Here is a 17,106-nt window from a genome sequence, read left to right as displayed (position 1 = left end):
CGCCGCCCCATGGCCTATCGCAAGCAACTGACGCGGCTCAAGGCGCCTTATCTCAAGCGAATCCTTTTGGAGCCGGCGCGCGTTGCGGACTGGGAAAAATACCCCTGGAACCTGCCGCTGTTTCGCGGCCAGGCGTTCGAACTCGAATTCACGACGCCGATCACCATCATCGTCGGTGAGAACGGCACCGGCAAATCCACCTTGCTCGAGGCGATCGGCGCGCTGGCTGGCTATGACGAGGCCGGCGGCGGCAAGGGCTACAGGCCGGTCGACCATTCCAGCGCCATCGACAAGAGTGGCGCGGCGCTGGCTGATACGCTGCGTGCGCACTGGCTGCCGAAGGTCACCGCCGGCTGGTTCTTCCGCGCCGAATCTTTCTACTCGGTCGCCCGCTATCTCGATCAGGCGGCGCTGGACTCTGGCGGGCCCCCACCGGACTTCCTGTCCTGGTCGCATGGCGAGGGCTTCATCCGCTTCTTCGAGGAACGCTGCAGCAGGCAAGGCATCTACATCCTCGACGAACCCGAGAGCGCGCTGTCACCGTCGCGCCAGATCGAACTGCTGAAAATGCTTGGTCGCATGGACCGTTCGGGTACCGCGCAAGTGATCATGGCCACGCACTCGCCGCTGCTGATGGCCTGTCCCGGCGCACGGCTGTTTCGCATCAGCCGGTTCGGGCTCGATCCCGCGGATTTTCAGGATACCGACCATTTTCGCATGTTCAAAGACTTCTGCATCGACCCGCAGTCCTTTATGGCGGAAGCGCTCCAGGAGGATGGCGAATGACGGCGGGCGCGGATGATCTCGATTGGCAGGTTGAACAGACCTGCCTGGAAGGCTGCCCGGCGGCCAGGGAGGTGATGGTTGACGGCTGGCTTCTGCGCCAGTCCGGCGGCAAGACGCGGCGCACCAACTCGGCCAACCCTCTGCGAGGCAGGACCGCAGCACCGGAAACCGTGCTTGCCATGGTCGAGGCATTCTATGGCGAGCATCAACAGACGACCTTGTTCAGGATTCCCGACATCGCCGCCGAAATGGATGCAGTCCTCGACAGCCGTGGCTACAGCTTCGAAGGCGGGACCATCCATCTCTATGCTGGCATGGACGAATTGAAGGATGCGCCAGACCCTCAGGTCGTGGTGTCGCCGACGCCGGGCGAGGATTGGTTCGAGGCGCGGTTTCGAATGGGATCTTATAGTGCCACGGATGGCCGTGTCTTTCGCGATATGACCGGATTGATCACGGGCAACAAGGCATTCGTGTCGACCGAACGCGACGGCGAAGTCGCGGCGGTGGCTTACGGCGTGATCCGGGATGGACTGCTTGTCGTCGAATCGGTTGAAACCGATGGCCGCTTCAGGCAGCAGGGGTTGGGCCGCAGGACTGTCGGCGGCCTGATCGGCTGGGCGCGGCGCAAGGGCGCGTCGGCGGCATGCCTGCAGGTGGTCGCGGACAACGCCGCGGGTAGGGCGCTCTATGCTTCGCTCGGCTTCAACCGGGAACTTTACCGATACCACTACCGCAGGAAGGCCATTTCGGCATGAACCACGACGCCTACGACAACGCCTACATCGGCGGCATCCTGAATTCGGTAAAGACCGTCGCCATGGTTGGTGCGTCCGCCAACGATGTTCGCCCAAGCTATTTCGTGCTGAAATATCTGTTGGCCAAGGGATTTTCGGTGTTCCCGATCAATCCCGGCCATGCCGGCAAGGAAATCCTCGGCCGCATGACCTATGCGAGCCTGGCGGATGTTCCCGAACCGATCGACATGGTTGATGTTTTCCGCAACGCCGCGGCGGTTCCCGGGATCGTCGACGAGGTCATGAAGCTCTATCCGCTGCCCAAGGTGATCTGGATGCAGCTTGGCGTGCGTCATGATGAGGCGGCCGCGCGCGCCGAAGCCGCCGGCATCAAGGTGGTGATGAATCGTTGCCCCAAGATCGAATATGGCAAGCTGTCAGGCGAGATCGGCTGGACCGGCGTCAATTCCGGCGTGTTGTCATCGAAGAAGCCGTTGATGCGGTCTGGTTTTCAGAGTTTTGGCGTGCGACAGAAATGATGCATGTCGCCCAAAAGTGCGCAGCAGTTTTGGGATCACGGCATGAGCAAAAAAGATGACTAAGGCGCGTCGCACAAATCGCTTTAACTGCGACGTGGCCCTAGACGAAAAATTATTCCGGGAAGAAACAGGTTTTCTCGCGCGTTCATCGCAGATCGTTCGCCGAAAGGTATTTTCTTCTTTGCATTCACGCCTGGGCTTCGCCAAGAATGCCCCGCGATTTGAGAGTTTCAAAAAGGGAGGTTTTCCATGACCCGCACGCCTGGTTTCAACACGCTCGCCGTCCATGCCGGCGCCAAGCCGGATCCGGCAACGGGCGCGCGCGCCACGCCGATCTACCAGACCACCTCCTTCGTCTTCGATGATGCCGACCATGCCGCCTCGCTGTTCGGGCTGAAGGCCTTCGGCAACATCTACACCCGCATCATGAACCCGACCCAGGCAGTGCTGGAAGAGCGTGTCGCCGCGCTCGAAGGCGGAACGGCAGCGCTTGCGGTCGCCTCCGGCCATGCGGCGCAGGTGATTGTGTTCCACAATCTGATGCGGCCCGGCGAGAATTTCATTGCTGCCAATAAGCTCTATGGCGGTTCGATCAACCAGTTCGGTCATGCTTTCAAGAACTATGGCTGGGAGGTCCGCTGGGCCGACACTAACGACCTGTCGACCTTTGAAAGCCAGATCGACGACAAGACCAAGGCCATCTTCATCGAGAGCCTTGCCAATCCGGGCGGCACCTTCGTCGATATCGAGAAGATCGGTGAGATCGCGCGCAAGCATGGGCTGCCGCTGATCGTCGACAACACGCTGGCCTCGCCTTACCTGATCCGGCCGATCGAACATGGCGCCGATATCGTCGTCCATTCGCTGACCAAGTTCATCGGCGGTCACGGCAATTCGATCGGCGGCGTCATCGTCGATGGCGGCACCTTCGACTGGTCGAAGTCGGGAAAATACCCGATGCTGTCGGAGCCGCGTCCCGAATATGGCGGCCTTGTCCTGCATGAGACCTTCGGCAATTTCGCCTTCGCCATCGCCGCGCGTGTTCTCGGCCTGCGCGACCTTGGCCCTGCCATTTCGCCTTTCAATGCGTTTCTCATTCTGACCGGCCTCGAAACCCTGCCGCTGCGCATGCAGCGCCATTGCGACAATGCGGTCACGGTGGCCGCCTGGCTGTCCAACCATCCCAAGGTTGCCTGGGTGAATTACCCCGGCCTGCCCAGCGACAAGAACAACGCGCTACAGAAGAAATACTCGCCGCTCGGCGCCGGCGCTGTCTTCACCTTCGGCCTGAAGGGCGGCTACGCGGCAGGCGTGAAGTTCGTGGAAGCGCTGGAACTGTTCTCGCATCTTGCCAATGTCGGCGACACCAAGTCGCTGGTCATCCACCCGGCATCGACAACGCATCGCCAGCTTTCCGACGAGCAGAAGGTGAAAGCCGGGGCTGGCCCGGACACGGTGCGGCTCTCGGTCGGCATCGAGGACGTCAACGACATCGTCGCCGATCTCGAGCAGGCGCTGGCCAAGGTCTGATCATGAGTGCATCGAATTTCCTGCCCCTCGACGCCAACAGCGTCGAGGCCGAGGCTGGAGCGCCGGCCGAGGAGCGCCTGATTTCAGGCGATCCGAAATTCCGCACCTGGAACGTCGAGGAACGCGACGGCGGGCTCTATGCCGGCATCTGGGAATCGACGCCGGGCAAATGGCGGGTCGAATATGACGAGTGGGAGTTCTGCCACATCCTGTCCGGCGTTTCGGTGATCACGGAGGAGGGCGGCGAGGCGCGCACCGTCCGCGCAGGCGACAGCTTCCTCCTGAGGCCTGGCTTCAAGGGAAGCTGGGAAGTGCTTGAAACGACTCGCAAGGAATACGTGATCAAGCTTTGACGACGCGGCATCAACCCGCGTTGTATTGCTGCGAAGCCGCGGCAAGGGCGTCGATATCATCAGCGCAAACCAAGTGCTTAAGCGCTTCGAATTTGTCCGTCGGCCAGTCGTAGACCTTGAGCGCGAGCAGCGTCTTCGTCGTTGCCTCGGCAAATCGCGACTTGATCGGCTTTGCCGGGTTTCCCGCGACGATTGTGTAGGGCGCCACATCCTTGGTCACGATCGCTCCCGAGGCGATGACCGCACCTTCGCCGATGCTGACGCCGGGCATGACCATGGCGCGCATGCCGATCCAGACACCGTCACCAATGGTGGTGTCACCCTTGCCGACATAGGCGTCGACGATGAATTCGGCAAATGGATAGAGGCTGAACCAGTCCATCCGGTGGGTATGGTTGCCGCCGAGCAGGATCACTGCTTCCGCGCCGATGCATACATAGTCGCCAATATGCAGTTGATCGATCGGCCAGGCGGGTTGCCAGGCTTTCAGACTGTAATCGTCGCCATGGAGGTAGCGCACCACGCTGTCCTCGAACGACCCCGACCATGCGTCGCTATAGTAGCTGTGCGTGCCCCGAACATGGATGTTCGGGTTCTTCACGGTCTCGTGCAGATACTCCACCTTCGACCAGTGTTTGGCGGTTGCATCTTCGGCGATGGTCATGGCGAGGCTCCGTCGCTGAAATCTGTTTTTGCCACCACACCAACCCAAGCCCGCAAGCTCAAAATTGGACGAAGAGCGCTTCCAGCCCGTGGAAATGATAGGTGTCGCGGAAGCGTGGCTGTTCGGCAAGATGCAGCCTCGGATGCCGCCCGAACAGGGTTTTCAGCGACACCTGCAGTTCGAGCCGGGCGAGCGGCGCACCGATACAAAAATGGATGCCGGCGCCGAACGAGACGTTCTTCTGGTCCTCGCGGCCGGGGCTGAACGCCGATGGATTGGCGAAGGCCTTTGGGTCATGGTTGGCCATGCCGAGCAGCAGCCCGATCGTCTGGCCAGGCTGTACGACGATGCCCGGGGCGAGTTCGATCTCCTGATAGGCGTAGCGCGTGAACATGTGCAGCGGCGCGTCGAAGCGCAGGCATTCCTCGACCGTCGCCGCGGTTGCCTCGGGCGAGGTGAAGAAGCGTCTAGGGTCGCCGCCTTGCGCCAGGATCGAGCGCACGGCGTTGCCGGTCTGGTGGACCGTCGCCTCATGGCCGGCATTGAGCAGCAGGATGGCAGAGGAGACCAACTCGTCCTCGGAGAGCTTCTGGCCATCCTCCTGCGCCGAGATCAGCGGGGACAGCAGGTCGTCACCCGGCTTCTTGCGTCGCTCAGTGACGTAGCCGCGCAGGAAATCAGAGAATTCGCGCGAGGCGCGGTTGGCGGTGTCCTCAGTCTCGCGCGTGCGGCCATGCATGTACATGGCGACCATCTGGTGCGACCAGTCGAGCAGTTGCGGTCCCATTTCGACGGGAACGCCGAGCATTTCGGCAATGATGGTGATCGGCAGTGGCGCTGCGAAAGCGGGCAGAAGATCGACAGGACTCGCCGGATCGAAGCGGTCGATCAATTCGTTGGCGAGCGCCTCGACACGCGGCCGCAGCCGCTCGACCTGCCGCGAGACGAAGGCACGATTGACCAGCGTTCTGAGCCGCGTATGCACCGGCGGCTCCAGTTCAAGCATCGAATTGGCCTCGATGCCGTCAAATGCCTTGAGATGCGTGCGGTCCTGGCCGATGCCACGGCTGTCTGGAATACCGGCCGGGTTCTGCCGGCCGAAGCGGCGATCGCGCAGCAGCCGGTTGACGTCGTCGAAGCCGCCAAAACACCAGAAGCCGAACTCTTCCCAGAAGAATGCGTTCGATGCGTCGTGCAGCCAGGCATAGGCTTCGTAGGGATCCCGGAAAAAAGCCGGCTCATGCGGGTCGAGCCGCAGGCGGCGGGCAGTTCGATCGAAGGTCAGATAGGACGGTGGCGGCATCAAATCGGTCATGCTGGATCATTAGCCCGGCTTGCCAGCCTGGTGCCAGACCGTATGTTGACGCGGTGCTGGATGACGATGACGTTCGGTTTAGTCGTCATCCTGATCTATCTCTTTGTTCGAGCATGATCTTTTCCGAAAGCCGGTTTCCACCTTTCGGGATCATGCTCTGGTGCTCCAAAGTCGAATGAATTGTGCCAGCCGTGCGGGCGCGGGAAGACGGTTCTGATGAATGTGATCGTGGTTGGCGCTGGCATTGCCGGCCTCTCGACGGCGTGGTCGCTGGTCAAGTCGGGCCATAATGTTTCCATTGTCGAGCAAGGGCCGATTCCCAATCCGCTCGCTGCATCGGGCGACCATCACCGCGTCATCCGCCGCGCCTATCGGGCCGGAACCGGCTATGGCCGGTTGATCACCGAGGCCTATCAGGCCTGGGACGAGATGTGGGCCGACCTCGGCGAGAACCACCTCGATGCCAGGGGTTTCCTTTGTATCTCGCGCGAACTGGGCGACGAGGCCGAGGAATATCGCGAGGGTCTGGAGGAGGGGAATTTTCCGTTCGAGCTGTTCGAACCCGACGCGGCGGTCAAGCGTTGGCCGTTCCTTGAGGCCGGCTCGTTTCGCTACGCCTATTTTTCTCCGGAAGGCGGCGCGCTGCATTGCCGCAAGATTGCGGCGGGACTGGCAAAATGGCTGCGCGCCAATGGCGCCAATGTCTACGAACGCAGCAAGGTTACTGAGATAGATGCCGAGGCCGGCCATATCGTGCTGGAGAGTGGCGAGACGATGCAGGCCGATCGCATCGTCGTCACGGCCGGCGCCTGGGTCCTGAAACTGTTCCCGGAACTCGACGGCGAGTTGAAGACCTATCGCACCGCGCTCGCCTATGCCGAGCCGCCGGCCGATCTCAAGGCGACCTAGGAGACGGCGCCGGTCATTCTCGACGTCGGCGGCAAGACCGATGGCTACATGATCCCGCCAACACGTGGCACCGACATGAAGTTCGGCTCGGGCCTGCACAAGGTGCCGACCAGCGATGCCGACTGGAACCGCGAGCCGGTTGCGGGTGAGGGCGAGGCGATCCGCAACCTGTTCTCACCGCCGATCGCACGGATAGAGGAATATCGGATCACCGAGGTGGTCACCTGCGCCTACACGTTCACCGCCGACGAGAAATTCCTGGCGCATGAGAAAGGCAAATGCGTGGTCGTCTCGGCCTGCTCCGGCCATGGCTACAAGTTCGGCGCGGCGGTCGGCCGGCGCGTCGCAGCGGCTGTCGGTGACGGCGACATCGTCGGCCTGAAGACATGGCTCAGAGCCGAGGCGGTCTGAGTGACCTCTAGTCCTGGCAATGCCTGGGAATATGCACGCGGCGCCAGCGGGTTGATCCTTCTCTGACCACGACGCGCCGCGCCACCGTTTGGTACGACGGCGGAATGTCGGTGACGCGCCTCTGTTCGGGGCGCACCAGCACCTCCTCCGCGATACTGTCATACTCGGCGGGGATGACGACGCGGCGCGTCCGCTCAGGCTCTACAACCACGGTCTCGGCGACCCGCTGATAGCGCGCCTTGCGCCAGACCTTGCACAGCACCCTGCGGCCGTGGATGACGCGCCATTCCCAGGCATAGCCGCCATCATCGACCTTCACCGTGTGGTAGACGGTACGAGTGATGGCCGGCACGATCTCGTATCTGACCTGTGCCGGCACGGTCTGCACCACGCGCTCGCGCGTCCCATAGATCGGCGGATCGTAGTCCACCAACTGGCCGGCGGGACGCACCAGCACATTTTCATAGACTGTATCGTAGACGGCCGGCCGGTTGACCGGTTCGTAGCATTCGACGGCGCGGCCTCCCGCCGCCGTCTCTGAAATTGTGCCGCAAACGGTCAGTCCGGCAATAATGAAGGATGCAGTTTTCATGAACATGGCACTCCCCCTGTTGAACCGTGCGGGGTGGTTCAACGTTGAATTGTAGGGGAAGCGGTGTCGAGGGGAAGTGGATTCGCCGCATTTCGTTAAGCGACGCGGTTAAAAAATCGCTACGCGGCGATGATCGCACGCTTTCGGCTCGTCAAGCTCGACGAAACGGCGGAGACGATGCTAAGGGCATATAACAGTTCCCTTGGCGGCAACCTTAATGCGACTTAACCGGATGGCTAGGCCTCCCGGCCTTGCGCAAGGGTGAGCCGGCATCCTATTTACTGCACAACGATCCAGAACCGATTCTGCCCGACCTGCAAACATCTCCCGGCGCCGGAATCCCATCTCCAAAAAGGGATAGTCCATGAAGAACCCTGTCGAAACCTACATGAACCTCGTTCCGATGGTGGTCGAGCAGACCAATCGCGGCGAGCGGGCCTACGACATTTTCTCGCGCCTCCTCAAAGAGCGCATCATTTTCATCACCGGTCCGGTCGAGGACGGCATGGCGACGCTGGTCTGCGCGCAGCTCCTGTTCCTCGAAGCCGAGAATCCGAAGAAGGAAATCAACCTTTACATCAATTCGCCCGGCGGCGTGGTCACGTCCGGCATGGCGATCTACGACACCATGCAGTTCATCAAGCCGGCCGTCTCGACGCTCTGCATCGGGCAGGCGGCGTCGATGGGCTCGCTGCTCTTGACCGCCGGCCACAAGGATATGCGTTTTGCCACGCCGAACGCCCGTATCATGGTTCACCAGCCTTCCGGCGGCTTCCAGGGCCAGGCTTCCGACATCGAGCGGCACGCCATGGACATCGTCAAGCTGAAGCGCCGTCTCAATGAGGTCTATGTCAAACACACCGGCAAGACCTACGAAGAGATCGAACGGACGCTAGACCGCGACCATTTCATGACCGCGGACGAAGCCAAGGATTTCGGCCTCATCGACAAGGTCATTTCGTCGCGCGAGCCGGCCGAAGGTGTTGCTGCATAAGCGCGCACTGGCAGTTGTATGGCGGCTGGAAACGCCGCATCACGCGCTTTTGGCGCGTCTTGCGGCATTTCGGCCACAATTGGCTGTTCCCTCGGGGGACAGGATTGCCTACGTTAAGGCTCTATTGAGTTTCGGCGGCTTAGCTTTATGCGGGGTTGTCGCGAATCATTGCCACGTTTTCTGATTTGTGTTTCGTACGGAATGCGTTGTGTGAGCTGGGTCACTGGCGGCGGCGGATTCTCGCGATAGATAGAGTATGCGCCCTTTCAGCCAGACCATCGGCGGGCGGCCATGAAAGGACATGAAAATGAGCAAGGTCGGCAACAACAGCGGTGATTCCAAGAACACGCTCTATTGCTCGTTTTGCGGCAAAAGCCAGCACGAGGTGCGCAAGCTGATCGCCGGTCCAACGGTCTTCATCTGCGACGAATGCGTCGAGCTGTGCATGGACATCATCCGCGAGGAGAACAAGACCTCGATGGTGAAGTCGCGCGAAGGCGTGCCGACACCGCAGGAGATCCTCAAGGTTCTCGACGACTATGTCATCGGTCAGCCCTACGCCAAGCGCGTGCTGTCGGTGGCGGTCCACAATCACTACAAGCGCCTCGCGCATGCCGGCAAGAACAACGATGTCGAGCTGGCGAAGTCCAACATCCTGCTGATCGGTCCGACCGGTTGCGGCAAGACGCTGCTTGCGCAGACGCTGGCCCGCATCATCGACGTGCCTTTCACCATGGCGGACGCGACGACGCTGACCGAAGCAGGCTATGTCGGCGAGGATGTCGAGAACATCATCCTGAAGCTGCTTCAGTCGGCCGACTACAATGTCGAGCGGGCCCAGCGTGGCATCGTCTACATCGACGAGATCGACAAGATTTCGCGCAAGTCCGACAATCCCTCGATCACCCGCGACGTGTCGGGCGAGGGCGTGCAGCAGGCGCTCTTGAAGATCATGGAAGGAACGGTCGCCTCCGTGCCGCCGCAGGGCGGCAGGAAGCATCCGCAGCAGGAGTTCCTGCAGGTTGACACGGCAAACATCCTGTTCATCTGCGGCGGCGCCTTCGCCGGACTGGACAAGATCATCTCGGATCGCGGCAGGAAGACCTCGATCGGTTTTGGCGCCATCGTCGCCTCGCCCGAGGATCGCCGCACCGGCGATGTGTTCCGCCTGGTCGAGCCCGAGGATCTGTTGAAGTTTGGTCTCATCCCGGAATTCGTCGGCCGTCTCCCGGTTCTGGCAACGCTCGAGGACCTTGACGAGCCGGCGCTGATCCAGATCCTGACCGAGCCGAAGAACGCGCTGGTCAAGCAGTATCAGCGGCTGTTCGAGATGGAGAATGTCGACCTGACGTTCCATGAGAACGCATTGTCGGCGATCGCCAAGCGCGCCATCGAGCGCAAGACCGGCGCGCGCGGCCTGCGCTCGATCATGGAAGCGATCCTGCTCGACACGATGTTCGAACTTCCGGCGCTGGAAGGCGTGCGCGAAGTGGTTATTTCGGAAGACGTGGTGACCGGCAGCGCCCGGCCGCTCTACATCTATTCCGAACAGAAGGAAAAGAAGGGCAACGTCAGCGCCTGACGTGCCCCTCAAAGCGGATTTTGAAACGGCGCCGCGAGGCGCCGTTTTGCTTTCGTGGACGTTAGCCTGGCAATGAGTTGGATGAACGGATTGTGTTAGCCCTTGATCTTTGCCCCTCGTGCATCCAACTAACCAAAGAAGGCCGAGGTGCCCGAATTCTGTGCTGTAAAACTCCGGTAACAATCGGTGATAGGCGGAACGATCCTCGGTCGTTAATATGAGATTCGCGGTTGGCCGATTGGCGGCCGCGATATGAAAGGTTGGACAATGGCCAAAGTATCCAAGGCTCCCAGCGACGGCGTCTTCGCAGTCCTCCCACTGCGAGACATCGTGGTGTTTCCGCACATGATCGTTCCGCTCTTCGTCGGGCGTGAAAAGTCGATCAAGGCGCTGGAAGAGGTGATGGGGCAGGAAAAGCAGATCCTGCTTGCCACCCAGATGAATGCCGCCGATGACGAACCCGAGCCCGATGCCATCTTCGACATCGGCACGCTCGCCAATGTGCTGCAGCTGCTGAAACTGCCGGACGGCACCGTGAAGGTGCTGGTCGAAGGCGCTTCGCGCGCGAAAATCGTTTCGTTCACCGACCGTCCCGACTTCCACGAGGCCCACGCCACGGCGCTGGTCGAGCCGGAGGAGGAAGAGGTCGAGGTCGAGGCGCTGGCGCGCTCGGTCGTCACCGACTTCGAAAATTACGTCAAGCTGAACAAGAAGATCTCGCCCGAGGTGGTCGGTGCGGCCAGCCAGATCGACGACTATTCCAAGCTCGCCGATACGGTCGCTTCGCATCTTGCCATCAAGATCCCCGAGAAGCAGGAAATGCTTGCCACGCTCTCCGTCAAGGAGCGGCTTGAGAAGGCGATGGGCTTCATGGAAGCCGAAATCTCCGTCCTGCAGGTGGAGAAGCGCATCCGCTCGCGCGTCAAGCGCCAGATGGAGAAGACGCAGCGCGAATACTACCTCAACGAGCAGATGAAGGCGATCCAGAAGGAGCTCGGCGAGGGCGAGGATGGCCGCGACGAGGCCGCCGAGATCGAGGCACGCATCAAGAAAACCAAGCTCTCCAAGGAGGCCCGCGAAAAGGCGGAAGCCGAATTGAAGAAGCTGCGGACGATGTCGCCGATGTCGGCTGAATCGACCGTGGTGCGCAACTATCTCGACTGGATCCTGTCGATACCGTGGGGCAAGAACTCCAAGGTCAAGCAGGACCTGGCCTTCGCGCAGAACGTGCTCGACACCGACCACTTTGGTCTCGACAAGGTCAAGGAGCGCATCGTCGAGTATCTCGCCGTGCAAAGCCGCCAGAAGAAGCTGAAGGGGCCGATCCTGTGCCTCGTCGGCCCTCCCGGCGTCGGCAAGACCTCGCTCGGCAAGTCGATCGCCAAGGCGACTGGACGTGAGTTCATCCGCATGGCGCTGGGCGGCGTGCGTGACGAGGCCGAGATCCGTGGCCACCGTCGCACCTATATCGGCTCGATGCCCGGCAAGGTCATCCAGTCGATGAAGAAGGCGAAGAAGTCCAATCCGCTCTTCCTGCTCGACGAGATCGACAAGATGGGCCAGGACTTCCGTGGCGACCCGTCATCGGCGTTGCTCGAGGTGCTCGATCCCGAGCAGAACTCGACGTTCATGGACCACTATCTCGAGGTCGAATATGACCTGTCGAGCGTGATGTTCGTGACGACGGCCAATACGCTGAATATCCCGGCGCCCTTGATGGACCGCATGGAGATCATCCGTATCGCCGGCTATACCGAGGACGAGAAGATCGAGATCGCCAAGCGGCACCTGATGCCGAAGGTGATCCGCGATCACGCGCTGCAGCCGAAGGAGTTTTCCGTCGCTGAGGACGCGATCCGCGGCATCGTTCAGACCTACACCCGTGAAGCGGGCGTCAGGAGCCTGGAGCGCGAGCTGATGAAGCTCGGGCGCAAGGCTGTGACCGAGATCCTGAAGACGAAGAAGAAGACGGTGAACATCACGGCGGACAACCTCGCCGACTATCTTGGTGTTGCGCGCTATCGCTTCGGTCAGGTCGAGTCCGACGATCAGGTCGGTGTCGTCACTGGTCTGGCATGGACGGAAGTCGGCGGCGAATTGCTGACGGTCGAAGGTGTCATGATGCCCGGCAAGGGCCGCATGACGGTGACCGGCAATCTGCGCGACGTGATGAAGGAATCGATCTCGGCGGCGGCGTCTTATGTCCGCTCGCGGGCCATCGATTTCGGCATCGAGCCGCCGCTGTTCGACAAGCGCGACATCCACGTGCACTTGCCGGAAGGCGCCACACCGAAGGACGGCCCGTCTGCAGGTGCTGCCATGGCGACAGCCATTGTGTCGGTGCTGACGGGTATTCCAGTCCGGGCCGATGTGGCGATGACTGGCGAGATAACGCTTCGCGGCCGCATCTTGCCGATTGGCGGCCTCAAGGAGAAGTTGCTTGCCGCACTTCGCGGCGGCATCAAGAAGGTGCTGATCCCGGAGGAAAACGCCAAGGACCTGGCGGAGATTCCGGACAACGTGAAGAACGGCATGGAAATCATTCCGGTCTCACGGGTTGGCGAAGTGTTGCGCCACGCGCTGGTGCGTATGCCGGACCCGATCCAATGGGTTGAGCCGGTCAACGCACCGGCCGCGACGGATACCGTCGATGAGGCCGGCAAGTCGCTTGCTCATTAGCTTGAGCTAAAGTTGCGGTGCAAAAAGAGAGAGCCGGGCCTCGAGCCCGGCTTTTTCATGTGAAAAACCCCGGATTTCCGGGCTTTTTTCGCTTTCTCTAGGCCTTTTCGACTTGGTTGCCGGAACGCTTCTTTCTAAAGTCCGTTTCCTGCCGGATGAGTCGTAAGTTCCGGTTTTCTCATGGAAGGGAATTTTTATGAACAAGAACGAACTGGTGTCCGCTGTCGCCGACGCCGCGAGCATTTCGAAGGGTGACGCGCAGTCGGCCGTGGATGCGGTATTTTCCGTGATCACCGGTGAACTGAAGAAGGGCGGCGATGTCCGGCTTGTCGGCTTCGGAAATTTCACCGTGTCAAAGCGCGCCGCATCGACCGGTCGCAACCCGCAGACGGGCGCGGAAGTGCAGATCCCGGCGCGCACCGTGCCGAAGTTCTCGGCCGGCAAGGGCCTCAAGGACGCGGTCAACTAAGACCATTTCTTTTTAGAGATCAGAAAAGCCGGGCTTGCCCGGCTTTTCTTTTTTGTGCTTCCAAAATCGCTGTGCGATTTGAGGCTGCGTCAGGCCGTGGGCGCATCCGTGCGCATCAGGCCTTCCTTCTTGAGATCGGACCAGAGTGCCTCGGGCAGTTTTGCATCGAGGAGCGAACGGTTGCTTTCGACTTCGGCCGGCCTCTGGCCGCCGGGGATCACTGAGACGACCGAAGGATGCAGCAACGGAAACTGGAGCGCTGCCTCGATCAGCCGCACACCGTGACGCTTGCAGACGGCCTCGATGCGCGCGACACGGTCGAGTATATCCTGCGACGCCTCGGAATAATTATAGTAGGCGCCGGGCTTCGGCCCGGTTGCCAGGATGCCTGAATTGTAGGGGCCACCGAGAACGATGCCGATGCCGCGTGCCTGGCATAGCGGCAGGAAGGATGTCAGCGCCTCCTGTTCCAGCAGCGTGTAGCGGCCGGCAAGTAGGAAAAGGTCGAAATCGCCGCGTTCTGCGAGCGTCTGGGCAACCTGCCATTCATTGATGCCGCCGCCGAACGCCTTGATCACGCCCTGGTCGCGCAGCGAGAGCAACCCGTAATAGCCGGAGCGCATGAACTCCTCGATGCGCTGGTCGGACGCCTCCTTGCTGCCGTGCGTGAAAATGTCGACGTCATGGACGAAAAGTATGTCGATGCGGTCGACGCCGAGACGCTCCAGCGAGGCCTCGAACGAACGCATGACGCCGTCATAGCTGTAGTCGTAGACCTCGCGACGCGACGGCGTATCGAAGAACTTGCCGATGCCGGTGCGCTGTTCCGGCGGGCAGGCGCGCATGATGCGGCCGACCTTGCTCGACAGCACATAGTCGTCGCGCTTCTTCGAGCGCAGGAAGGGATTGAGCCGTGTTTCCGAAAGGCCGAGGCCATACAGCGGCGCGGTGTCGTAGTACCGGCAACCAGTCCGCCGCGCCGCCTCCAGCGTGGCATTGGCGTCCTGGTCGGAGACGGCGCGGTAGAGATTCCCGATCGGCGCCGTGCCGAAGCCGAGTTCCGTAAAGGTGATGCCGCCATTGCCGATGCGGTCGAAATGCCGTGTCTTCATGTCCTGCGAATTCCTGATTTTCCGGTTTGACACCACACTATCATGCCCGTGGCGCTGCAAAAGCGCCGCGAACCGTTGGACACGGATTTTCGCGGTGATAGCATGAATGAAAACAAGCCGTTCGGGGGAAACGTGATCAGGAAATCCCAACCATTTTCGGGCTCCGGGAGGCTGGCGGTACAATCATGACCAATGCCGGCGCGGATCTGTTCGGCATTGCTTTGCGCGAACTCGGCGACGTGCTGGCGCGGGTCGACGAAGACCGCATTGATGCCGCTTGCAAGATGCTGGCCGAGGCGAAGCAGATCGTCACCTATGGCTGCGGCCGTGAGGCACTGCAGGTCAAGGGTTTTGCCATGCGGCTCCACCATCTTGGCTTGCCTGTGTCGGTGGTCGGCGACATGACCACGCCGCCGCTCGGCTCAGGCGACATCTTCCTCTTAAGTTCGGGACCCGGCGAAACCTCCACGGTGCTCACCCTGATGCGGGTCGCCCGCGCAGCGGGAGCGACCGTCCTGCTGCTGACCGCGCAACCGCAAAGCAGCGCGGCGGCCCTGTCGGACTTCACACTGCCGATCCCTGCGCAAACCATGGCTGATGATCAGGGGCCGGAAAAAACATCGGTCCTGCCGATGGGATCGGTGTTCGAAGGCGCGCTGTTCCTGGTGTTCGAGGTGATGGTGCTGAAGCTGAAGACCATGACCGGCCAGTCGCCCGAGGCCATGCGCTCCCGCCACACCAATATGGAATAGATCATGCGCTACGAACTCATGCTGCCGCATCAGATCCGCAAGGCGATCGCCGAGAAATGGCCGGTCGCCCTGCCGCTCGGTGTTCTCGAATACCATGGTGAACACATGGCTGTCGGCATGGATACGCTGGCTGTCATCAAGACACTGGAGCTGTTCGAGAAGGAAGGGGACGTCGTCATCCTGCCACCCTTCTACTACGGCGCCGCCAGCTACGCCGTGGCGCCGCCGGAAGGCAACGGCTCGGTGCAGGTCGGTGGCAATGCGCTGGCGCCGTTCGCGGAGGAATTGTTCTTCGGCCTGTTGCGCATCGGCTTTCGCAACATTCACGCCATCATCCACCACCAGACCGAGAATTTTGCCGCGGGCATGCCGACCGATCTCGCGTTCAAGACGGCGGGACGGCAGGCGATCTTCCGCTTTCTTGAAAAGGAGCGCGGCGAGGGCTGGTGGGGTTCCAACGCCATGGCCGACTACTATGCCGAGCATGCCGAGGGCGGCAATTTCTTCAACTGGGTGCAGGTGCATCCACTGATGCCGGCTGACATGAACGGCAAGTATCCGTTCGATCATGCAGGGATCGGCGAAACCTCGCTGATGCTGGCGCTATGCCCCGAAGCGGTCGACGCCGCGCATTTCGCCGACAACGACAGCTGGTACACGAAGACCGCTGCCGAGGCTTCGGCAGACCTCGGCAATCAAGGTGTGGCGATGATCCTTGATCATCTGCGGAGGACCCTCACGGCCTGATGGGCCATGGTGCAGCCTACTTCACCGCACCGGCCGTCATGCCCATGATCAGGTAGCGCTCCAGCGCGATGCCGATGACGGCGAGCGGCGCTATTGCCGCTGTCGCGAGGGCCGCCATCGACCACCAGTTGATGCCTTGCGAGCCGGTCTGGCTCGCCAGCATGACCGGGATCGTCTTGGCATCGGTCGAGGTCAAAAGCGCGGCGAAGAAATATTCATTCCAGCACAGCACCATCGCCAGGATGAAGGCGGCGACCATGCCGGGCAGTGCGATCGGCATGACGATTCGGAAGAACGCGCCCCAGATCGAGAGGCCGTCGACAAGCGCTGCTTCCTCCAGTTCCACCGGGATCGAATTGAACTGGTCGCGCATGATCCAGATGACGATCGGCAGTACCATCAGCGTGTAGAGCAGGATCAGGCCGATGCGCGTATCGAGCAGGCCAACCTCGCGGTAGAGCACGAGAAAGGGCAGGGCGAGCACCACCGGCGGCAGGATCAGCTGCGACAGGAAGAAGAACGAGATGTCCTCGTTCCGGAACCATGCAAACTGATAGCGATACCGTGTGAGGCCGTAGGCCGCCAGACTGCCGATGACGATTGCGAGGCTCGACGCACCAACGGAGATGATGACGGAGTTCATGAAGCGCTTGAAGAACTCATCGCGCACCGTGGAGGTCTGGAAGATCGAATCCGGCGACAGGCCGAGCGAACGCCAGCCCTTCCAGTCCGGTTGGAAGTCGACAAAGGGGATGAGATGGCCTTGGGTGACATCGACCGCGACCTTGAACGAGGTCGTTATCGTCCAGTAGATCGGGAACAGGCAGATGAAACCCCAGAAAACCAGCGCGCCGTAGATGAAGGCGCGGCTTGCAATGAAGCTGGCCGGAGAGCGGATTTCGGAAGCGACATACTCGGTGGTCTGGACGCTCATC

Annotated in this window: 16 protein-coding genes and 1 pseudogene; 12 read left to right on the top strand and 5 right to left on the bottom strand. The window is 61.1% G+C overall.

Annotated elements, in window-relative coordinates:
- Positions 1 to 9 precede the first annotated feature (9 nt).
- From ABVQ20_RS09690 to ABVQ20_RS09670, 5 genes are all read left to right on the top strand, one after another.
- Positions 10 to 786: an AAA family ATPase gene (locus ABVQ20_RS09690; RefSeq protein WP_354459280.1), complete on the top strand. Its 777-nt coding sequence runs from the start codon at positions 10 to 12 to the stop codon at positions 784 to 786.
- Positions 783 to 1,544 (top strand): GNAT family N-acetyltransferase, encoded by a 762-nt coding sequence (locus tag ABVQ20_RS09685; RefSeq protein WP_354459279.1) that lies wholly within the window; start codon positions 783 to 785, stop codon positions 1,542 to 1,544. Before ABVQ20_RS09690 ends, ABVQ20_RS09685 begins: the two co-directional genes overlap by 4 nt.
- Positions 1,541 to 2,062 carry a CoA-binding protein gene (locus ABVQ20_RS09680; RefSeq protein WP_354459278.1) on the top strand — a complete coding sequence of 174 codons (522 nt, stop codon included), beginning with the start codon at positions 1,541 to 1,543 and terminating at the stop codon, positions 2,060 to 2,062. The genes ABVQ20_RS09685 and ABVQ20_RS09680 overlap by 4 nt, the downstream gene beginning before the upstream one ends.
- Positions 2,063 to 2,311: 249 nt before the next feature.
- Positions 2,312 to 3,592: an O-acetylhomoserine aminocarboxypropyltransferase gene (locus tag ABVQ20_RS09675; protein WP_354459277.1), complete on the top strand. Its 1,281-nt coding sequence runs from the start codon at positions 2,312 to 2,314 to the stop codon at positions 3,590 to 3,592.
- Between the two features lie 2 nt (positions 3,593 to 3,594).
- Positions 3,595 to 3,945, top strand: a complete 351-nt coding sequence (locus tag ABVQ20_RS09670; protein ID WP_354459276.1) for a cupin domain-containing protein — start codon at positions 3,595 to 3,597, stop codon at positions 3,943 to 3,945.
- A gap of 10 nt (positions 3,946 to 3,955) precedes the next feature.
- Here ABVQ20_RS09670 and ABVQ20_RS09665 read toward each other — a convergent pair whose 3' ends face one another.
- Together ABVQ20_RS09665 and ABVQ20_RS09660 are read right to left on the bottom strand one after the other, a co-directional pair.
- A complete protein-coding gene (locus tag ABVQ20_RS09665) occupies positions 3,956 to 4,609 on the bottom strand; it encodes a CatB-related O-acetyltransferase (protein WP_354459275.1) in 654 nt (217 codons plus the stop codon).
- A gap of 58 nt (positions 4,610 to 4,667) precedes the next feature.
- Positions 4,668 to 5,924, bottom strand: a complete 1,257-nt coding sequence (locus ABVQ20_RS09660) for a cytochrome P450 (RefSeq protein WP_354459274.1) — start codon at positions 5,922 to 5,924, stop codon at positions 4,668 to 4,670.
- A 216-nt stretch (positions 5,925 to 6,140) separates the two neighbouring features.
- Here ABVQ20_RS09660 and ABVQ20_RS09655 point away from each other — a divergent pair.
- Positions 6,141 to 7,244, top strand: a pseudogene (locus ABVQ20_RS09655) (NAD(P)/FAD-dependent oxidoreductase).
- A gap of 7 nt (positions 7,245 to 7,251) precedes the next feature.
- Here the strand turns inward: ABVQ20_RS09655 and ABVQ20_RS09650 are convergent.
- Positions 7,252 to 7,842 (bottom strand): hypothetical protein, encoded by a 591-nt coding sequence (locus ABVQ20_RS09650; protein WP_354459273.1) that lies wholly within the window; start codon positions 7,840 to 7,842, stop codon positions 7,252 to 7,254.
- Between the two features lie 358 nt (positions 7,843 to 8,200).
- Between ABVQ20_RS09650 and ABVQ20_RS09645 the strand changes: the two genes are divergently transcribed.
- The 4 genes from ABVQ20_RS09645 (at position 8,201) to ABVQ20_RS09630 (ending at position 13,560) form a co-directional block, all read left to right on the top strand.
- Entirely contained in the window at positions 8,201 to 8,830 is a 630-nt protein-coding gene (locus tag ABVQ20_RS09645; RefSeq protein WP_354459272.1) for an ATP-dependent Clp protease proteolytic subunit, read from the top strand.
- A 307-nt stretch (positions 8,831 to 9,137) separates the two neighbouring features.
- Positions 9,138 to 10,412 carry an ATP-dependent Clp protease ATP-binding subunit ClpX gene (gene clpX / locus ABVQ20_RS09640; RefSeq protein WP_354459271.1) on the top strand — a complete coding sequence of 425 codons (1,275 nt, stop codon included), beginning with the start codon at positions 9,138 to 9,140 and terminating at the stop codon, positions 10,410 to 10,412.
- A 267-nt stretch (positions 10,413 to 10,679) separates the two neighbouring features.
- Entirely contained in the window at positions 10,680 to 13,091 is a 2,412-nt protein-coding gene (gene lon, locus ABVQ20_RS09635; RefSeq protein ID WP_354459270.1) for an endopeptidase La, read from the top strand.
- Between the two features lie 196 nt (positions 13,092 to 13,287).
- The gene (locus tag ABVQ20_RS09630) at positions 13,288 to 13,560 is read left to right on the top strand and encodes an HU family DNA-binding protein (RefSeq protein WP_023798342.1); all 273 of its coding nucleotides are present in this window, start codon (positions 13,288 to 13,290) and stop codon (positions 13,558 to 13,560) included.
- Between the two features lie 89 nt (positions 13,561 to 13,649).
- Here ABVQ20_RS09630 and ABVQ20_RS09625 read toward each other — a convergent pair whose 3' ends face one another.
- Complete coding sequence (locus ABVQ20_RS09625) at positions 13,650 to 14,672, bottom strand: aldo/keto reductase (RefSeq protein WP_354459269.1); 1,023 nt, start codon at positions 14,670 to 14,672, stop codon at positions 13,650 to 13,652.
- A gap of 185 nt (positions 14,673 to 14,857) precedes the next feature.
- On the opposite strand from ABVQ20_RS09625, the gene hxlB reads away from it, so the two are divergent.
- Together hxlB and ABVQ20_RS09615 are read left to right on the top strand one after the other, a co-directional pair.
- Entirely contained in the window at positions 14,858 to 15,424 is a 567-nt protein-coding gene (hxlB, locus tag ABVQ20_RS09620; protein WP_354459268.1) for a 6-phospho-3-hexuloisomerase, read from the top strand.
- Between the two features lie 3 nt (positions 15,425 to 15,427).
- Positions 15,428 to 16,171 carry a creatininase family protein gene (locus ABVQ20_RS09615; protein ID WP_354459266.1) on the top strand — a complete coding sequence of 248 codons (744 nt, stop codon included), beginning with the start codon at positions 15,428 to 15,430 and terminating at the stop codon, positions 16,169 to 16,171.
- Between the two features lie 16 nt (positions 16,172 to 16,187).
- Here ABVQ20_RS09615 and ABVQ20_RS09610 read toward each other — a convergent pair whose 3' ends face one another.
- Positions 16,188 to 17,105, bottom strand: coding sequence for a carbohydrate ABC transporter permease (locus ABVQ20_RS09610; RefSeq protein ID WP_354459265.1), 918 nt, complete (start codon positions 17,103 to 17,105; stop codon positions 16,188 to 16,190).
- Between the last annotated feature and the right edge of the window lies 1 nt (position 17,106).

This window comes from Mesorhizobium shangrilense, from assembly GCF_040537815.1.
Classification (GTDB): domain Bacteria; phylum Pseudomonadota; class Alphaproteobacteria; order Rhizobiales; family Rhizobiaceae; genus Mesorhizobium; species Mesorhizobium shangrilense.
This window is presented reverse-complemented; position numbering and strand designations above follow the sequence as displayed.